Below are 16,081 nucleotides of genomic sequence, written 5' to 3'. Positions count from 1 at the left end.
TGGACCCCTGCCCCGCGGGGCTTTAACCATCTAATAAGGACGTCCGTCCTTGTGGAAGAACCGCCAGCGCCCGTCCGGCCCGAGGCGCGCCTCGAGATCGTCGGCGGGGTATTCCGCGCAGTCCTCCGGGGTACGGTCGCCCACCTCGAGATAGAGCGCGTCTGTGCCGGTTCGATTGACGAGCCGATGGGCGACGCCGCCCGCCGGAAAGCCGGCGCACATTCCCGGCCCAAGCTGCGTCTCCCCGTCCTCCGTCACCAGCGTCGGCGCGCCTTCGAGAATATAGACGAACTCGTCCTGCCGGCGGTGGCGATGCAGCAGCGCCGAGGACGCGCCCGGCGCAAGGCGAGTGAGATTGACGCCAAAGTTGGTGAGCCCAAAGGCGTCGCCGAGGGCGCGTTTTTCCCGTCCCGCAACCCGATCGGCGAAAGGCGCGGGATACAGCGACGGTCTGTTTCGGGGCGCCACCTCGGCCGCCTGAACGGCCCGCGGGCGGCTCTCTTTGTCGTCATTTCCGGCCATGTGGCTTCCCCTTCCCGATTCGGGTCCAATTTGACAGCCGCCGCCGGTTCTGCCCATCTTCGCGCCCCATGCGCCGGACCGGCGCGCTCCGGGATTGATCAGGAATGAACGTCGTCATCGTTGAATCGCCGGCCAAGGCCAAGACCATCAACAAGTATTTGGGCCGCGATTTCCACGTCCTCGCCAGCATGGGCCATGTCCGCGACCTGCCGCCGAAGGACGGCTCAGTCGATCCGGACGCCGACTTCGCCATGGTCTGGGAGATGGACGCAAGGGGCGCCAAGCGCGTCTCCGAGATCGCCCAGGCCGTCAAGGACGCCGACAAAGTCATTCTCGCCACCGACCCGGATCGCGAAGGCGAGGCCATCTCCTGGCATCTGATCGAGATTCTCAACAAGAAGAAGGCGCTCAAGGACAAGAAAATCGAGCGCGTCGTCTTCAACGCCATCACCAAGGACGCGGTGCGCGAGGCGATGGCGAATCCGCGCCAGATCGACCAGGCGCTGGTCGACGCCTATCTCGCCCGCCGCGCGCTCGACTATCTCGTCGGCTTCACCCTCTCGCCGGTCTTGTGGCGCAAGCTCCCCGGCGCGCGATCGGCCGGCCGCGTCCAGTCGGTGGCGCTGCGTCTCGTCTGCGACCGCGAGCTCGAAATCGAGAAATTCGTCGCGCAGGAATATTGGTCGCTCGTCGCCCATCTGAAGACCAAAGCGGGCGAGCCCTTCATCGCCCGGCTCGTCGGCGCAGACGGCAAGAAGATCGCCCGGCTCGACATCGGCAAGGGCGAAGAGGCCGAAGACTTCAAGAAGGCGCTGCTCGCGGCGAGCTTCACCGTGCGCTCGGTCGAAGCCAAGCCGGTGAAGCGGCATCCTTACGCGCCCTTCACCACCTCGACGCTGCAGCAGGAGGCCTCGCGCAAGCTCGGCCTCGCCCCGGCGATCACCATGCGCATCGCGCAGCGCCTCTATGAGGGAGTCGACGTCGGCGGCGAGACCGTCGGACTCATTACTTATATGCGAACCGACGGCGTCGACATGGCGCCCGAGGCCGTGGCCAGCGCGCGCCGCGTCATCGCAAAGGAATATGGCGACCGCTTCGTCCCCGACGCCCCGCGCAAATACTCCGCCAAGGCCAAGAACGCGCAGGAAGCCCATGAGGCGATCCGCCCGACCGACGCCGCCCGCCTGCCGAAGGACGTCGCGAAATATCTGGAGCCCGACCAGGCCAAGCTCTACGAGCTGATCTGGACCCGCACGATCGCGAGCCAGATGGAGTCGGCCGAGCTCGAACGCACCACGGTCGACATCGAGGCGAAGGCCGGCGCCCGCACGCTCGATCTGCGCGCGACGGGTCAGGTCGTGCGCTTTCCCGGCTTCCTGGCGCTTTATCAGGAAGGCCGCGACGACGACGGCGACGAGGAGAGCGGCCGCCTGCCGCCGATGAAGGAAGGCGAGCCCTGCACGCGCGAAAAGATCGACGCCACCCAGCATTTCACCGAGCCGCCGCCGCGCTACACCGAGGCGACGCTGGTGAAGCGCATGGAGGAGCTCGGCATCGGCCGCCCCTCGACTTACGCCTCGACGCTCGCGACGCTGCGCGACCGCGACTATGTGCGGCTCGACAAGAAGCGGCTGATCCCGGAAGACAAGGGGCGCCTCGTCGTCGCCTTTCTGGAAAGCTTCTTCACCCGCTACGTCGAATTCGACTTCACCGCCGACCTCGAAGAAAAGCTCGATCTCGTCTCGAATAACGAGATTGACTGGAAAGAGGTGCTGCGCGACTTCTGGCGCGATTTTTCCGCAGCGGTGAACGAGACCAAGGATCTGCGCACGACGCAGGTGCTCGACAGTTTGAACGAGCTTCTGGGCCCGCATATCTTCCCCGCGAAGGAGGACGGCTCCGATCCCCGCCTCTGCCCGGCTTGCAACGCCGGACAATTGTCGCTCAAGGTCGGCAAATTCGGCGCCTTCATCGGCTGCTCGAATTATCCCGAGTGCCGCTATACGCGGACGCTCTCGCCGCCGACCGGCGACGCCGCCGAGAACGCGCGCCCCGGCGTGAAAGTGCTGGGCCAGGACCCGGAGACCGGCGCAGAGATCACGCTGCGCGACGGACGTTTCGGCGCCTATGTGCAGGAGGGCGAGCAGGAGGACGGCGGCGAAAAGCCCAAGCGCGCGTCGCTGCCGAAAAACATCAAGCCGGACGACCTCACGCTCCAGCAGGCGCTGGCGCTGCTATCGCTGCCGCGCGAGGTCGCGAAGCACCCGACGACCGGCGAGCCGATCGTCGCCAACATCGGCCGTTTCGGCCCCTATGTGCAGCACGGCAAGACCTACGCCAATGTCGGCGGCGCGGACGATGTGCTGACGATTGGCGCCAACCGGGCGATCGACCTGATCGTGCAGAAAGAATCGGGCGCCGGCGGTTCGCGCTTCTCGCGCGCGTCGGAGCCGGGCCGCTCGCTCGGCGACCATCCCGACGGCGGCGCGGTGACGGTGAAATCCGGCCGTTTCGGCCCTTATGTGAACTGGGGCAAGATCAACGCGACAATCCCCCGCGCCGTCGATCCCGCGTCGCTGACCCTCGAACAGGCGCTGGAGATGATCGCCGCCAAGGCCGCGGGCGGCGGCGGGACGACCGGCGGGCGCGTCCTCGGCGAGCACCCGGACGGCGGAACCATCACCGTGCGCGCCGGACGCTTCGGGCCCTACGTCAATCTCGGCAAGGTGAACGCTACGCTGCCGAAAAGCCTCTCGGCCGAGGATGTGACGCTCGACGACGCGATCAAGCTCATCGAGGAAAAGGGCGGCGCGCCGAAGAAGAAGGCGGCCCCCAAGAAGGCCCCCGCGAAAAAGGCGGCGACGAAGAAAATTATCGAGGGTAGCGACGAGACGCCTTTCGAGGACGCAAAGCCGGTGAAGAAGGCCGCGGCCACGAAGAAGGCGCCAGCGAAGAAGGCGGTGACGAAAAAGGCGGCGGCGCGGTAATCTGGCCATCAAAGGCCGAGGCGGCCTCGCCCTTCGAGACGCGTGCTGCGCTCGCTCCTCAGGGTGCGGCCTGTCTTGCCGCCCGCCAGCGTAAAGCTCAAACCTAGCCCTCATCCTGAGGAGCCGCCGCAGTCGGCGTCTCGAAGGGCGAGGGCGGGCCGACAACAGCTTAAGTCACAACAGCGCGCCCGCCATGGCGTAACGGCCCGGCACACCCTATGTTTGAGCCAGTTTATTACTGGCCCGGCCCCTGAGCCGGGCGATAGAGCATGGCCTTGCCGACAAAAAAAGCACCGCAACAACCCACCCGAGACGATATTCTAGCCTTTATCGCCCGCGAGCGCGAAGCGGGCGGCCCCCGCAAGATCGGCGTGCGCGAGATCGCCCGCGCTTTCGGCCTCAAGGGCGAGGACCGCGTCGCGCTCAAGCGCATGATTTCCTCGCTCGCCGACGAAGGCGCGATCGAAAAGCGCGGCCGTCGCCTCAACCGCAAGGGCGCGCTGCCCCCCGTCGCTCTCGTCGACGTCGTCGGACGCGACAAGGAAGGCGAACTGATTGCGGTTCCCGTCGAATGGGACGAGGATGCGCTCGGCGAGCCGCCGCGCATTCTCATCCGCGCGCCGCGCCGCGCGAGGCCCGGCGAGCCGCTGCCCGGCGTCGGCGACCGCGCGCTGGTGCGCGCCGAACCCGATCCCGACGCCGGCCCCGACGAGCCCCCTTACGTCGGCCGCGTCGTCAAGCTCCTGTCGCGCGCCCGCCATCGCGTGCTGGGCGTGCTGCGCGTCGAGCCCAACGGCCATGGCCGCATCGTTCCCATCGACAAGAAACAGGCCGGCCGCGAGCTGATGGTCGCGGCGGCCGACCTTGGCGAGGGCAAGGAGGGCGATCTCGTTTCCGTCGATCTCGTCGGCAAGACGCGCTTCGGAGCGCCGCGCGCGCGGGTGCGGGAAACGCTCGGCTCGGTGACCGGTGAAAAGGCCGTGAGCCTCATCGCGCTGCGCGCCCACGACATCCCCGACGTCTTCCGCGCCGAAGCCGTCGCAGAAGCCGAACGCGCCAAACCCGCCACGCTGCAGGGTCGAGAGGACTGGCGCGAGCTGCCGCTCGTGACCATTGATCCCCCGGACGCCAAGGATCACGACGACGCCGTGCACGCCGCGCCCGACCCGACTCCGGACAATGACGGCGGCTTCATCCTCACGGTCGCGATCGCTGACGTGGCCTATTACGTAAAGCCTCGCGCGCCTCTCGACAAAGACGCGCTGGAGCGCGGCAATTCGGTCTATTTCCCCGACCGCGTGGTGCCGATGCTCCCAGAACGAATCTCCAACGATCTCTGCTCGCTGCGCGAGAACGAAGACCGGCCGGCGCTCGCCGTGCGCATGCGCGTGACCAGCAAGGGGCGCAAGATCGGCCATAGCTTCCATCGCGTGATGATGCGTTCGCGCGCCAAGCTCTCCTACCAGCAGGCCCAGGCGGCGATCGACGGAAGCCCTGACGACAAGACGACGCCGTTGCTGGAAAGCGTGCTGCGCCCGCTTTATGCGGCGCATGAGGCCCTGCAGCACGCGCGAAACTTGCGCGCCCCGCTCGATCTCGATCTGCCCGAACGCAAGATTCTCTTGAAGCCCGACGGCTCATTCGATCGCGTCGTCATCCCGCCGCGGCTCGAGGCGCATCGGCTCATCGAAGAATTCATGATCCTCGCCAATGTCGCGGCCGCCGAGACGCTGGAAGAGCAGCGCCAGCAGCTCATCTACCGCGCCCATGACGAGCCGTCGAAGGAGAAAGTCACAGCGCTCGCGGAGTTCCTGCAAACGATCGGCGTCAAACTCGCCAAGGGACAGGTGCTCAAGCCCGCCAATTTCAACGTGATTCTCGAACGCGTGAAGGGCCTGGAGCATGAGAACATCGTCAATGAGATCATCCTGCGCACGCAGGCGCAGGCTGAATACACGCATGAGAACTACGGCCATTTCGGTCTGAACCTGCGGCGCTATGCGCATTTCACCTCGCCGATCCGCCGCTACGCCGATCTCATCGTGCATCGCGCGCTGATCCGCGCGCTGAGACTCGGCGAGGGCGCCCTGCCCGACACGCCGGCGGGCGAACTGGCCGAAGTCGCCGCCAAGATTTCCGCCGCGGAACGCCGGGCCATGGCGGCCGAGCGTGAAACGGTCGACCGGCTGATCGCGCATTATCTTGCCGACCAGATCGGCGCGCGTTTCGGGGCGCGCATCTCCGGCGTCACCAAATCAGGCCTGTTCGTGCGCCTCATCGAAACCGGCGCCGATGGCTTTGTTCCGGCGGCGACGCTCGGGCGTGAATATTATTCCTACGACGGAGCGAGCCATTCGCTGACGTCGCGCTCGGGCGTCAGCTACCGACTCGCCGACGTCGTCGAGGTGCGACTCGTCGAGGCCGCCCCGATCGCCGGGGCGCTGAGATTCGAGGTGGTCGGCGGCGGCGAAAAGCGGACGCCGCCGCCATCCGCCTTCGGAAAGCGGGAGAAAGGCCCGAAAAGGGCCGAGCGTGCGCGGGTCAAGGGCCGGCGTTAGCCATTCGCCTTGACATCCCGCCCATCGCACGTATGGTGCGCGCAAATTCGTCGCCCGCCGCGACTCTCGTAGCGGCGGGGGCGTTTTTCTGTTCTCTATCAGACTGGAACGAGTGCGATGGCCAAGTCCGCCATGATCAAGATCAAGCTCCTGTCCACGGCGGACACGGGCTATTTCTACGTCACCAAGAAGAACGCGCGCACCAAGACCGAGAAGCTCGTCTTCAAGAAATATGACCCCGTCGTGCGCAAGCACGTCGAGTTCAAGGAAACCAAGATCAAGTAACGCCCGCCGAGTCGGCGCGCGCCGGCCAGCTCGAGGCGAATCCGGGCAAAACTTCGCGAAAAACGCGAGACGACACGGCTCCGCCTCTTGCGGGGCCGTTTCTGTCAGATTTATGCTAGGAAGAGTGCTTGCCGTCTCGAATGAAGGCGGCCGACTGACAATGGCTTCAAGGAGGCCACTCCAACCATCATCAGCCGGCCAACCCCACGGACCCAGGAGATGCGGCGGACCTGAGCACTCCGTAGGGTATTCGAGTTCTTGCCGTTACGCATCGAACGCTTGATTACGCCGTGGGCGCTTTTTTCAGCTCCTTCGCGGCGTCGCCAGACACGCAACTCGTTCGGCGGAGACAAGTTACCCCGGCTGCACAAAATTGCAACTCTCTGATATGTTTTTTCACAATCGGGTCATCGAAAAATCAAAACGCCGGCGACGCGCGGGATATTTTCCGCTAAAAACAACAAAAAATGCGCGCTTTCTGCGCGCCGCTTCGGAGGAAATGAATGATCATACGTCATCTGCGCCTGTTGCTGGGCCTCGCCGCCGCAATCTCGCTGGCCGGCTGCGGGAGCCATCAGCCCGGCGACGCAACGGGCGCGAAAGTGTTGCGCAATATTTTGGAGAAGAACGGCGTCGACGCCAAAATCGTCTCTTTCAAAAAGGTCAACGCTCGCGAGGTGAAGCGCGACAATGTCGACGCCTTCGAACTGATGTACGAGGCGGAAGTGCAGTTCCCGGAGGGCTTCGAGGCCAAGTGCCGGGACGAGCGCGAACGCGGCAAATGCGCTTTCCTCGGCATCGACGACGATCGCACCTTCGCCAAGAGCGAAGTGCACACCAGCGAAGGCACGCTGCACTTCGTGAAGACAGAAAAAGGCTGGATGGCCGAGGACAACAACGCCTATTGAGCCCTCAGTCTCCGCGCGCGCCGATCATTCTGATTCCGGCGCGGCTCGGCTCGACCCGGCTGCCGCGCAAGGCGCTCGCCGATATCGGCGGGCGCCCGATGATCGAGCATGTCTGGACGCGCGCCTGCGCCGCCGGCGTCGCGCCTGTCGCGGTCGTAACCGACTCGGATGAGATCGCCGGCGTCATTCACGCCGCCGGCGGCGCCGCCCTGTTTCAGCCGGGCGACTTTCGCTGCGGCAGCGACCGCATCGCCGCCGCCCTCGCGACTCTCGATCCAGAACGCCGCCATGACGCTGTCGTGAACCTTCAGGGCGACAACCCCTTTCTACCCGACGGCGCGCTCGCCGCGGCTCTGGCGCTTCTTGCCGATTTGACGGTCGACATCGGCACGCTCGCCGCGCCCGCCGTCGCTGAAGAGGCCGACGACCCCAACGCCGTAAAGCTCGTCGGAACGCCAATCGCGGCGGCGCGGCTGCGCGCGCTTTACTTCACCCGCGCCCGCGCGCCCTGGGGCGAGGGTCCGCTCTACAAACATATTGGCGTCTACGCCTTCCGGCGGGAAAGCCTCGAGCGCTTCGCCGCCTCGCCGCCCTCGCCGCTGGAGCGACGCGAAAATCTCGAGCAGCTCCGCGCTTTGGAGGCAGGGATGCGCATCGACGCGGCCGTGCTGGACAAAGCAAGTCCATCGGTAGATACCGGGCGCGACCTCGCGGCCTTGCGCGCCGCGGCGAGCCGGCAGGATCACCAGTGAACCAGTATATCGCCTATCAGGGAGAGCCCGGCGCGAACTCCGACTTCGTCTGCCGGCACGCCTATCCCGACATGACGCCCCTCCCTTGCGCGAGTTTCGAGGACGCCTTCGCCGCGATCAGCGAAGGCCGGGCGGCGCTCGGCATGATTCCCATCGAAAATTCGATCGCGGGACGCGTCGCTGACATTCATCATTTTCTGCCGCATTCGGGCCTGCACATTATCGGCGAGCATTTTCTGCCCATCCATTTTCACCTCATGGCGCCCAGAGGCGCGACGCGCGACGGTCTGCGCGCGGTCTACAGCCATGTCCATGCGCTCGGCCAATGCCGCCGCATCATTCGTGATCTGGGACTCGTGGCGCATACCGCCGGCGATACCGCCGGCGCCGCGCGCGAAGTCGCCGAGTGGAACGACCCGACCAAGGCGGCGCTGGCCCCGCGCCTCGCGGCCGAGATCTACGGGCTCGAGATCCTTGCCGAGAACGTGGAAGACGAGGCGCACAACACCACGCGCTTCATCGTTCTCTCGCGCACCAGCCAATGGGCGACCGTCGATTGCGGCCCGACCATGACGACTTTCGTCTTCCGCGTGCGCAACGTGCCCGCGGCGCTCTACAAATCACTCGGCGGCTTCGCCACCAACGGCGTCAATATGACGAAGCTCGAAAGCTACATGGTCGACGGCGAATTCGCCGCGACGCGCTTCCTCGTCGACGTCGATGGCCATCCCGAGCAGCCGCCGCTGGCGCGCGCGCTGGAGGAACTGCGTTTCTTCTCGAAGGAAGTGGAAATTCTGGGCGTCTATCCGGCGTCGGAATTTCGCGTCACAAATATCCGCGGCTTCGAATTTGGCGATTGAGCTGAACAGGGGAAACGACATGTCCGCCGCCTATGATCCCAACAATATTTTTGGCAAAATCCTTCGCGGCGAGATTCCGGCGCACAAAGTCTATGAAGACGACGTGGCGCTCGCTTTCATGGACATCATGCCGCGAGCAGAAGGCCATGTCCTGGTGATTCCGAAGGAAGGCGCGCGCGGACTTCTCGACGTCTCGCCCGCGACCCTCGGCGAACTCATGAAGCGCGTGCAGCATGTTGCCAGGGCGGTTCAGGCGGCTTTTCAAGCAGACGGCCTGACGCTGCATCAATTCAACGAGAGCGCCGGCGGCCAGGTGATCTATCACCTGCATTTCCACCTTTTGCCCCGCTGGGACGGCGTCGCCCTGCGCCCGCCGGGAACCATGGCCGATAATGAGAGGCTTGCCGAACAGGCGGGGAAGATTAAGGCGGCTCTGACGCCGTTCGAGGGATAGGCCCCCCTTTCCGTCGGCGCGACGCCTTTTTCTGCGAGCGGAACGGCGCAACCGTTGCTCGCCTGGCTTTATGTCATGATCTTGGTCGCGCCTCCCCTTCTCCCTTGCGGGAGAAGGAGGCCCCCGCCTCGGCAGGGGTCAGGAAGGCGGCTTCCCCTACTCTTCCGCCACTTTCGCGGGGCGCAGGGTCACCGGGCGCAACAGGAAGGACGGGACGTGGTCGCCGAGACCGATGACAGGCGGCCCATCGTCCTCGTGATGGCGGCGCCCGCGACGCTCCGTCGTCCGCGGACGGACGGGCTCGCTTTCCGGTCGGCGCGGCGCATGGGCGGGACGCCCCATGGCGACAGGCCCCTCCGCTGCGACCCGCTCTACGCGCTCGACTCTCTCCACGCGCTCGACCCGCTCGGTTGTCCTGCGGCTCCGCTCACTCCGTTCGCGACGGCCGCCGCGCTCGCCGCGTCCGCCACGGCGATGGTCATGCGGACGGGTCGTCTCCATGGGCGGCGGCAAAGCGTCGAAGCCCGGCCCCTCCCACTCGATCGGCTTGCCGATCAGATTCTGGATCTGATCGACATATTTGGCGTCGTCTTCGGTGACGATGGTCAGCGCGACGCCCGAGCGCCCGGCGCGGCCGGTGCGGCCGATACGGTGGACATAGTCTTCGCTATGCGTCGGCACGTCGAAATTGAAGACGTGGCTGACGTCCGGGATGTCGAGGCCGCGCGCCGCGACGTCGGAGCAGACGAGAAGCGACACGTCGCCGGTCTTGAACGCGTCGAGCGAGGCCATGCGGGCAAGCTGATCCATGTCGCCATGCAGCGCGCCCGCCGGAAAACCGTGCTTGACCAGGGAGCGGTGCAAAATCGCGACGTCGCGCTTGCGATTGCAGAAGATGATCGCGTTCTTGAGGTTTTCAGCGCCGCGGATCAGGCTGCGCAGCGTCTCGCGCTTGTCGGCGTGGCCATGTGAGGCGACGAGCGCCTGACGGATGGTCGTGGCCGTCGTGGCGGCGCGGGAAACTTCCACGCGAACCGGATTGTGCAGGAAAGCCTCGGTGAGGCGCGTGATCTCCGGCGGCATCGTCGCGGAGAAGAAGAGCGTCTGGCGCGTGAAGGGCACGAGCTTGCAGACGCGCTCGATGTCGGGAATGAAACCCATGTCCAGCATACGGTCGGCCTCGTCGATGACGAGGATCTCGATGCCGGTCAACAGCAGCTTGCCGCGATCGAAGAAGTCGAGCAGCCGTCCCGGCGTGGCGATCAGCACGTCCGCGCCGCGCATGATCTTGGCTTCCTGATCGCCGAAGGAGACCCCGCCGATCAGCAGGGCGACGTTCAAGCGATGGTTGGCGCCATATTTGGCGAAGCTCTCTTCGACCTGCGCCGCGAGTTCGCGGGTGGGCTCGAGAATCAGCGTGCGCGGCATGCGCGCGCGGGCGCGGCCTTGTTCGAGGCGGCTCAGCATCGGCAGCGTGAAGGCGGCCGTCTTGCCCGTTCCGGTCTGGGCGATGCCGAGAATGTCCCGGCCTTGGAGCGCGGGCGGAATGGCCTGCGCCTGGATGGGCGTCGGAGTGGCGTAGCCCGCAGCCTGCACGGCCGCGCGCACTTTGTCCGAAAGGCCCAATTCGTCGAATGTCATCAATTATCCTGGTTACGGCTTGCCTGGGCGGGAAGACCGCTGCGCGCCAGCCGTTTGTAAAGCGCGCAAGATGTCAGGAGAGAAGGCGCCGTCATCGCCGCGAGGACGGACTGGCTCGCCTAACCGTCGCCGCAAGAAGCGGGGGCCAAAGCCACGCCGCATGCTTGAAGAACAAATGGGCAAATGTCAATGGAAATGCGAGCCCCCCGGGCGGTTTTTCGGGAAGTTTTCAAAGGCCCAGCCTCCCGAAACCCGCCGCCGCAAGCCCGCGACGCCCTATTTGGCGGACTTGTCGGCCTTGCTGGCCTCGCCACAGGGCGACAGGGTCGCCGGCCTCTGGGAGGAGATCGCGCCCGTGACGACGGCGTCGACGCCGAAACTGTGCGTAAAAAATCGACGAGTCGATGGCTCCGCCTTCACCCCAGCGTCGCGCGCCACTTTGTCATAGCCCGCCCGCGCCAGACGTTCGCTCTCGACGAATTGGGACAAGACCTTGGCCACAAGCAGGCTGCAAAGAAAAACAGCGGCGGAAAAGGCGGCAAGGCTCCAAACGCTGCCGGCGCCGTTATGGCGTGGGTGACGGTCGTTATGTTCGTAACCGGACATCTTCGCAACCTTTTAACCAACGACCCTTTTCTAGGAGATTATCGTAAATATCTGGTTCATGGCTGAATTGCCGCGCCAGCCGGCTCCTGGCCTCTTGCCAAGGCGGCCCTGACGCAGAAGACTACGCGAGTCGCCGACGGACAAGCTTTTCGGCCCCCAGCGGCTGCGGCAAAGAAATTGCTCCATGCGCCCGTGAAAGAACTTTCCACGGGAACTACATGGAAAGGACTGAAGGACGAGACGGACGTGCCGGACTTGATATCCATCAAATCCCAGCAAGCGTTTTCGCAGACGGGCCGCGACCCGGCGCGCGCACCCATGCGAGCGGGCAAGGAGCCGAAGAAAGCCGGCGACGGTCAAGGGACCGGCACCGCGCTGATTACGCGCACGCGCCAGCAGACCCGTCGCCCGAACATGTATCGCGTGCTGTTGCTCAACGACGACTACACGACGCAGGAATTCGTCGTGATCGTCTTGCGCAAATATTTCAACAAGTCGGTCGAGGAAGCCACCCGCATCATGCTGCATGTCCACAATCATGGCGTCGGCGAGTGTGGCGTGTACACGTACGAAGTCGCCGAAACCAAGGTCACCCAAGTGATGGATTTCGCAAGGAAGCACCAGCATCCCTTGCAGTGCATCATGGAGAAGAAATAGGGGCTCGCAGCGAATGCCGACGTTCTCGCGCAATCTTAAACAGACACTGGACCGCGCCCTCGCCTCCGCGCGGGAGCGTCATCACGAATACGCCACGCTCGAGCATCTGCTGCTCAGCCTGATCGAGGACGCCGACGCCTCGGCCGTGCTGCGCGCCTGCTCGGTCGACCTCGACCTTCTCGCCAAGAATTTGCGCGACTACATCGATCGCGAGCTCGACAATCTGGTCAACGAAGACGCGGACGAGTGCAAGCCGACCGCCGGCTTTCAACGCGTCGTGCAGCGGGCCATTATCAGCGTGCAGTCGTCCGGCCGCGAGGACGTGAGCGGCGCGAATGTTCTCGTCGCCCTCTTTGCAGAGCGCGAAAGCCACGCCGTCTATTTCCTGCAGGAGCAGGATATGACGCGCTACGACGCGGTCAATTACATCAGCCACGGCATCGCCAAGCGCCCTGGTCTTTCGGACCAGACGCGCACGCCGCGCGGCGTCGAGGACGAGAGCGACCGCGCGGATGGCCGGGACAGCCGTGACGGGGACAGCCGCAAGAAGGAAGGCGCGCTGGAGGCTTATTGCGTCAATCTCAACAGGAAGGCGCGCGACGGCCGCATCGATCCTCTGATTGGCCGCGAAGCCGAAGTGCTGCGCACGATTCAGGTGCTCTGCCGCCGTCACAAGAACAACCCGCTGCTCGTCGGCGATCCCGGCGTCGGCAAGACGGCGATCGCCGAAGGGCTCGCCCGCAAGATCACCCAAGGCGAGGTGCCGGACGTGCTCGCGGGCGCCACGGTCTTCGCGCTCGATATGGGCTCGCTCCTCGCCGGCACGCGTTATCGCGGCGATTTCGAAGAGCGCCTGAAACAGGTGGTCAAGGAAATCGAGAACCACAAGAACGCGATCCTGTTCATCGACGAGATTCATACGGTGATTGGCGCCGGCGCCACGTCCGGCGGCGCGATGGACGCCTCGAACCTGCTGAAGCCCGCGCTCGCCCAAGGCGTTCTGCGCTGCATCGGCTCGACGACCTACAAGGAATATCGTCAATATTTCGAAAAGGATCGCGCGCTGGTGCGCCGCTTCCAGAAGATCGACGTGAACGAGCCGTCGATCCCGGATGCGGTGGAGATCATCAAGGGGCTGAAGCCTTACTTCGAAGAGTTTCACAAGATCCGTTACACCAATGACGCGCTGAAGGCGGCCGTGGAGCTCTCGGCCCGTTACATCCACGACCGCAAGCTGCCGGACAAGGCGATCGACGTGATCGACGAGACCGGCGCGGCGCAAATGCTGCTCACCGAGAACAAGCGCAAGAAGACCATCGGCATCAAGGAGATCGAGGCGACGATCGCGACGATGGCGCGCGTCCCGCCGAAGACGGTCTCGAAGGACGACGCCGAAGTGCTCGCCCATCTCGACGAGACGCTGCGGCGTGTGGTCTACGGCCAGGACAAAGCGATCTCCGCGCTCACCTCGGCGATCAAGCTCGCCCGCGCGGGGCTGCGCGATCAGGAGAAGCCGATCGGCTGCTATCTCTTCTCCGGCCCGACGGGCGTCGGCAAGACCGAGGCCGCCCGCCAGCTCGCCACCTCGCTCGGCATCGAGCTCGTCCGCTTCGACATGTCCGAATATATGGAGCGCCACACCGTCAGCCGGCTGATCGGCGCGCCTCCCGGCTATGTCGGCTTCGACCAGGGCGGTCTCTTGACCGACGCGATCGACCAGCATCCGCACTGCGTCCTGCTGCTCGACGAGATCGAGAAGGCGCACCCCGACCTCTACAACATCCTGCTGCAGGTGATGGACCACGGGAAGCTCACCGACCACAACGGCAAGACGATCGATTTCCGCAACGTCATCCTCATCATGACGACGAATGCGGGGGCTCAGGACCTCGCCCGCACGCCGATCGGCTTTACGCGCACCCGCGCCGATCTCGACGACAGCGAGGCGATCAACCGCCTGTTCGCGCCGGAGTTCCGCAACCGTCTCGATGCGATCGTGCCTTTCGGCCATCTGCCGGTCGAGGTCATCAAGCGCGTCGTCGACAAGTTCATCATGCAGCTCGAGGCGCAGCTGGCCGACCGCAATGTGACGATCGAGTTGACAGACGAGGCGCGCGGCTGGCTCGTCGAGCACGGCTATGACGAGGCGATGGGCGCTCGCCCGATGTCGCGCGTGATCCATCAGGCGATCAAGACCCCGCTCGCCGACGAGGTGCTGTTCGGCCGGCTGAAGAACGGCGGCGCAGTGCGCGTCGTGGTGGTCGGGGACGACAAGGGCGCGAAAAAGCTTGGCTTCGTCTTCCCTGAAGGCCCCGTGCTGCCGCGTCCCGAACGCGACATCATCGAGGCGGGAAAGAAGCGCGCCAGCGCCGAGGACCATGACCCCGACAGCCGCGAGCCCGGGACGCCAGAAGCGCCCGAGCCAGACGCCAATCCGGCCTCCATGCGCAACTGACGCGCATGATCCGACCGTGAATTGAGAGAGCGGCGCTCGCCCGGCGAGCGCCGCTCATTCTTTTTAAACCCCTCCGCAGTACTCAAGCTCAAGGAGAATGGTCAAGATTACGTTCGGCGGACCAGCCGGGCGAGAAGGGCGTTGCTGTGCTGCATTCCGCAGAGGAAGCTGACGCGCCGCTGCGCATCTTGCATGTGTTGCGGGCGCCCGTCGGCGGTCTTTTCCGTCACGTGCAGGATCTCACGCGCGAACAGATCGCACGCGGCCACAAGGTCGGGATCGTCGCCGACTCGTTGACGGGCGGCGAGATGGCGGAACGGCAATTGGCCGAGCTCTTCCCGCATCTCGCGCTCGGCCTTCTGCGGGTTCCCATTCGCCGCCTCCCTCATCCGTCGGACCTTGTGGCGGCGATCGTCATCGCCCGGCGCGTCGCGGCGTTACGGCCCGATGTCGTCCACGGCCACGGATCGAAGGGCGGCGTTTATGCGCGTCTGACCGGCCTGCTCTCCGGAAACAGAAGTCCGGTCCGTGTCTATACGCCCCACGGGGGCAGCCTGAATTTCGAGCCCGGTTCACGCCGACACCGCGTCTTCATGGCGATCGAGCGTGTGCTGGCGGCGCGCACGGACGCGTTGCTTTTCGAGAGCGCCTTCATCGCGGGTCGCTTCGAGACCTTCGTTGGCAAGCCCAAAGGGCTTGCGCGGACCATCCCGAATGGCGTTTCGCCGGCCGAATTCATCCCCGTCGAGCCGCGGCCCGACGCAGCGGATCTGCTTTATGTCGGCGAATTTCGCCGCGCCAAGGGCGTCGACACGCTGATCGACGCTCTGAACCTGCTTGCGCGCGACAATATCCGGCCGAGCCTCCTGATGGTCGGCGACGGCCCGGAAGCGGAAATTCTCGTCGCGCGCGCCGAGCAGGCCGGGGTCGGCGGCCAGCTCACTTTGCACGCCCGCATGCCGGCCCGCGACGCCTTCGCGCTGGGGCGGACAATGGTCCTCCCGAGCCGGTTCGAGTCCCTGCCCTATATTGCGCTGGAAGCGGCGGGGGCCATGCTGCCGCTCGTAGCAACCGATGTCGGCGGCATGCCGGAGATTTACGGGCCCTACGCCGATCGCCTGATCGCTTGCGACAATCCGCAAATTCTTGCGGCCACGTTGCGCGCCGCGCTCGCCGAGACCGAGGGGCGGCGCGCGAAGGCGGCGGCGCTGCATGATTTCGTCGCCTCACGCTTCACCGTCGACAGAATGGTCAATGACATTCTCCAGGGTTATCGCGACGCGCTCGCGGCGCGCGCCAAGCGGTTAGCCGCCACGCCGTCGGGTGAAGCGGCGCGCAAGAGCCGCGCGCGCCCCTTTGCGGCAGGCGTAACGCGAGATTAAACACTCGAGCTTAA

General features: G+C 65.2%; 13 protein-coding genes. 10 read left to right on the top strand and 3 right to left on the bottom strand.

Going from position 1 to position 16,081, the window contains the following annotated elements:
- Positions 1–30: 30 nt before the first annotated feature.
- Positions 31–522 (bottom strand): cupin domain-containing protein, encoded by a 492-nt coding sequence (locus ACETII_RS16610; protein WP_472786224.1) that lies wholly within the window; start codon positions 520–522, stop codon positions 31–33.
- Positions 523–626: 104 nt separating this feature from the next.
- On the opposite strand from ACETII_RS16610, the gene topA reads away from it, so the two are divergent.
- From topA to ACETII_RS16575, 7 genes are all read left to right on the top strand, one after another.
- Entirely contained in the window at positions 627–3,509 is a 2,883-nt protein-coding gene (gene topA, locus ACETII_RS16605; RefSeq protein ID WP_472786223.1) for a type I DNA topoisomerase, read from the top strand.
- A 275-nt stretch (positions 3,510–3,784) separates the two neighbouring features.
- Positions 3,785–6,067, top strand: coding sequence for a ribonuclease R (gene rnr / locus ACETII_RS16600; RefSeq protein WP_472786222.1), 2,283 nt, complete (start codon positions 3,785–3,787; stop codon positions 6,065–6,067).
- Between the two features lie 117 nt (positions 6,068–6,184).
- On the top strand, positions 6,185–6,352 hold the full coding sequence (gene rpmG, locus ACETII_RS16595; RefSeq protein WP_014892635.1) for a 50S ribosomal protein L33: 168 nt from the start codon (positions 6,185–6,187) through the stop codon (positions 6,350–6,352).
- Between the two features lie 503 nt (positions 6,353–6,855).
- The gene (locus tag ACETII_RS16590; protein WP_363347854.1) at positions 6,856–7,260 is read left to right on the top strand and encodes a hypothetical protein; all 405 of its coding nucleotides are present in this window, start codon (positions 6,856–6,858) and stop codon (positions 7,258–7,260) included.
- Positions 7,257–8,012, top strand: a complete 756-nt coding sequence (locus ACETII_RS16585) for a 3-deoxy-manno-octulosonate cytidylyltransferase (protein ID WP_363347852.1) — start codon at positions 7,257–7,259, stop codon at positions 8,010–8,012. Before ACETII_RS16590 ends, ACETII_RS16585 begins: the two co-directional genes overlap by 4 nt.
- Positions 8,009–8,872 (top strand): prephenate dehydratase, encoded by an 864-nt coding sequence (locus ACETII_RS16580; RefSeq protein ID WP_363347850.1) that lies wholly within the window; start codon positions 8,009–8,011, stop codon positions 8,870–8,872. The genes ACETII_RS16585 and ACETII_RS16580 overlap by 4 nt, the downstream gene beginning before the upstream one ends.
- Before the next feature lie 19 nt (positions 8,873–8,891).
- Positions 8,892–9,326: an HIT family protein gene (locus ACETII_RS16575; protein WP_363347848.1), complete on the top strand. Its 435-nt coding sequence runs from the start codon at positions 8,892–8,894 to the stop codon at positions 9,324–9,326.
- 156 nt (positions 9,327–9,482) lie between these two features.
- Here ACETII_RS16575 and ACETII_RS16570 read toward each other — a convergent pair whose 3' ends face one another.
- The gene (locus ACETII_RS16570; RefSeq protein WP_363347846.1) at positions 9,483–10,967 is read right to left on the bottom strand and encodes a DEAD/DEAH box helicase; all 1,485 of its coding nucleotides are present in this window, start codon (positions 10,965–10,967) and stop codon (positions 9,483–9,485) included.
- Positions 10,968–11,243: 276 nt separating this feature from the next.
- A complete protein-coding gene (locus tag ACETII_RS16565; protein WP_472786221.1) occupies positions 11,244–11,573 on the bottom strand; it encodes a hypothetical protein in 330 nt (109 codons plus the stop codon).
- A 318-nt stretch (positions 11,574–11,891) separates the two neighbouring features.
- Between ACETII_RS16565 and clpS the strand changes: the two genes are divergently transcribed.
- The 3 genes from clpS to ACETII_RS16550 all read left to right on the top strand — a co-directional run bounded on the left by clpS (position 11,892) and on the right by ACETII_RS16550 (position 16,067).
- The gene (clpS, locus tag ACETII_RS16560; RefSeq protein WP_363351360.1) at positions 11,892–12,230 is read left to right on the top strand and encodes an ATP-dependent Clp protease adapter ClpS; all 339 of its coding nucleotides are present in this window, start codon (positions 11,892–11,894) and stop codon (positions 12,228–12,230) included.
- Positions 12,231–12,243: 13 nt separating this feature from the next.
- Complete coding sequence (clpA, locus tag ACETII_RS16555) at positions 12,244–14,685, top strand: ATP-dependent Clp protease ATP-binding subunit ClpA (RefSeq protein WP_363347841.1); 2,442 nt, start codon at positions 12,244–12,246, stop codon at positions 14,683–14,685.
- Positions 14,686–14,831: 146 nt separating this feature from the next.
- Positions 14,832–16,067 (top strand): glycosyltransferase, encoded by a 1,236-nt coding sequence (locus tag ACETII_RS16550; protein ID WP_472786220.1) that lies wholly within the window; start codon positions 14,832–14,834, stop codon positions 16,065–16,067.
- The last annotated feature ends 14 nt before the right edge of the window (positions 16,068–16,081 follow it).

The sequence above is a fragment of the Methylocystis sp. NC52PC genome (assembly GCF_055698645.1).
This window is presented reverse-complemented; position numbering and strand designations above follow the sequence as displayed.

Excerpts from the sequence above, each read along its gene's own strand:
- ACETII_RS16610 (WP_472786224.1), bottom strand. The coding sequence starts at position 522 with ATGGCCGGAAATGACGACAAAGAGAGCCGCCCGCGGGCCGTTCAGGCG.
- topA (WP_472786223.1), top strand. The coding sequence starts at position 627 with ATGAACGTCGTCATCGTTGAATCGCCGGCCAAGGCCAAGACCATCAAC.
- rpmG (WP_014892635.1), top strand. The coding sequence starts at position 6,185 with ATGGCCAAGTCCGCCATGATCAAGATCAAGCTCCTGTCCACGGCGGAC.
- ACETII_RS16590 (WP_363347854.1), top strand. The coding sequence starts at position 6,856 with ATGATCATACGTCATCTGCGCCTGTTGCTGGGCCTCGCCGCCGCAATC.
- ACETII_RS16575 (WP_363347848.1), top strand. The coding sequence starts at position 8,892 with ATGTCCGCCGCCTATGATCCCAACAATATTTTTGGCAAAATCCTTCGC.
- ACETII_RS16570 (WP_363347846.1), bottom strand. The coding sequence starts at position 10,967 with ATGACATTCGACGAATTGGGCCTTTCGGACAAAGTGCGCGCGGCCGTG.
- ACETII_RS16565 (WP_472786221.1), bottom strand. The coding sequence starts at position 11,573 with ATGTCCGGTTACGAACATAACGACCGTCACCCACGCCATAACGGCGCC.
- clpS (WP_363351360.1), top strand. The coding sequence starts at position 11,892 with ATGCGAGCGGGCAAGGAGCCGAAGAAAGCCGGCGACGGTCAAGGGACC.
- clpA (WP_363347841.1), top strand. The coding sequence starts at position 12,244 with ATGCCGACGTTCTCGCGCAATCTTAAACAGACACTGGACCGCGCCCTC.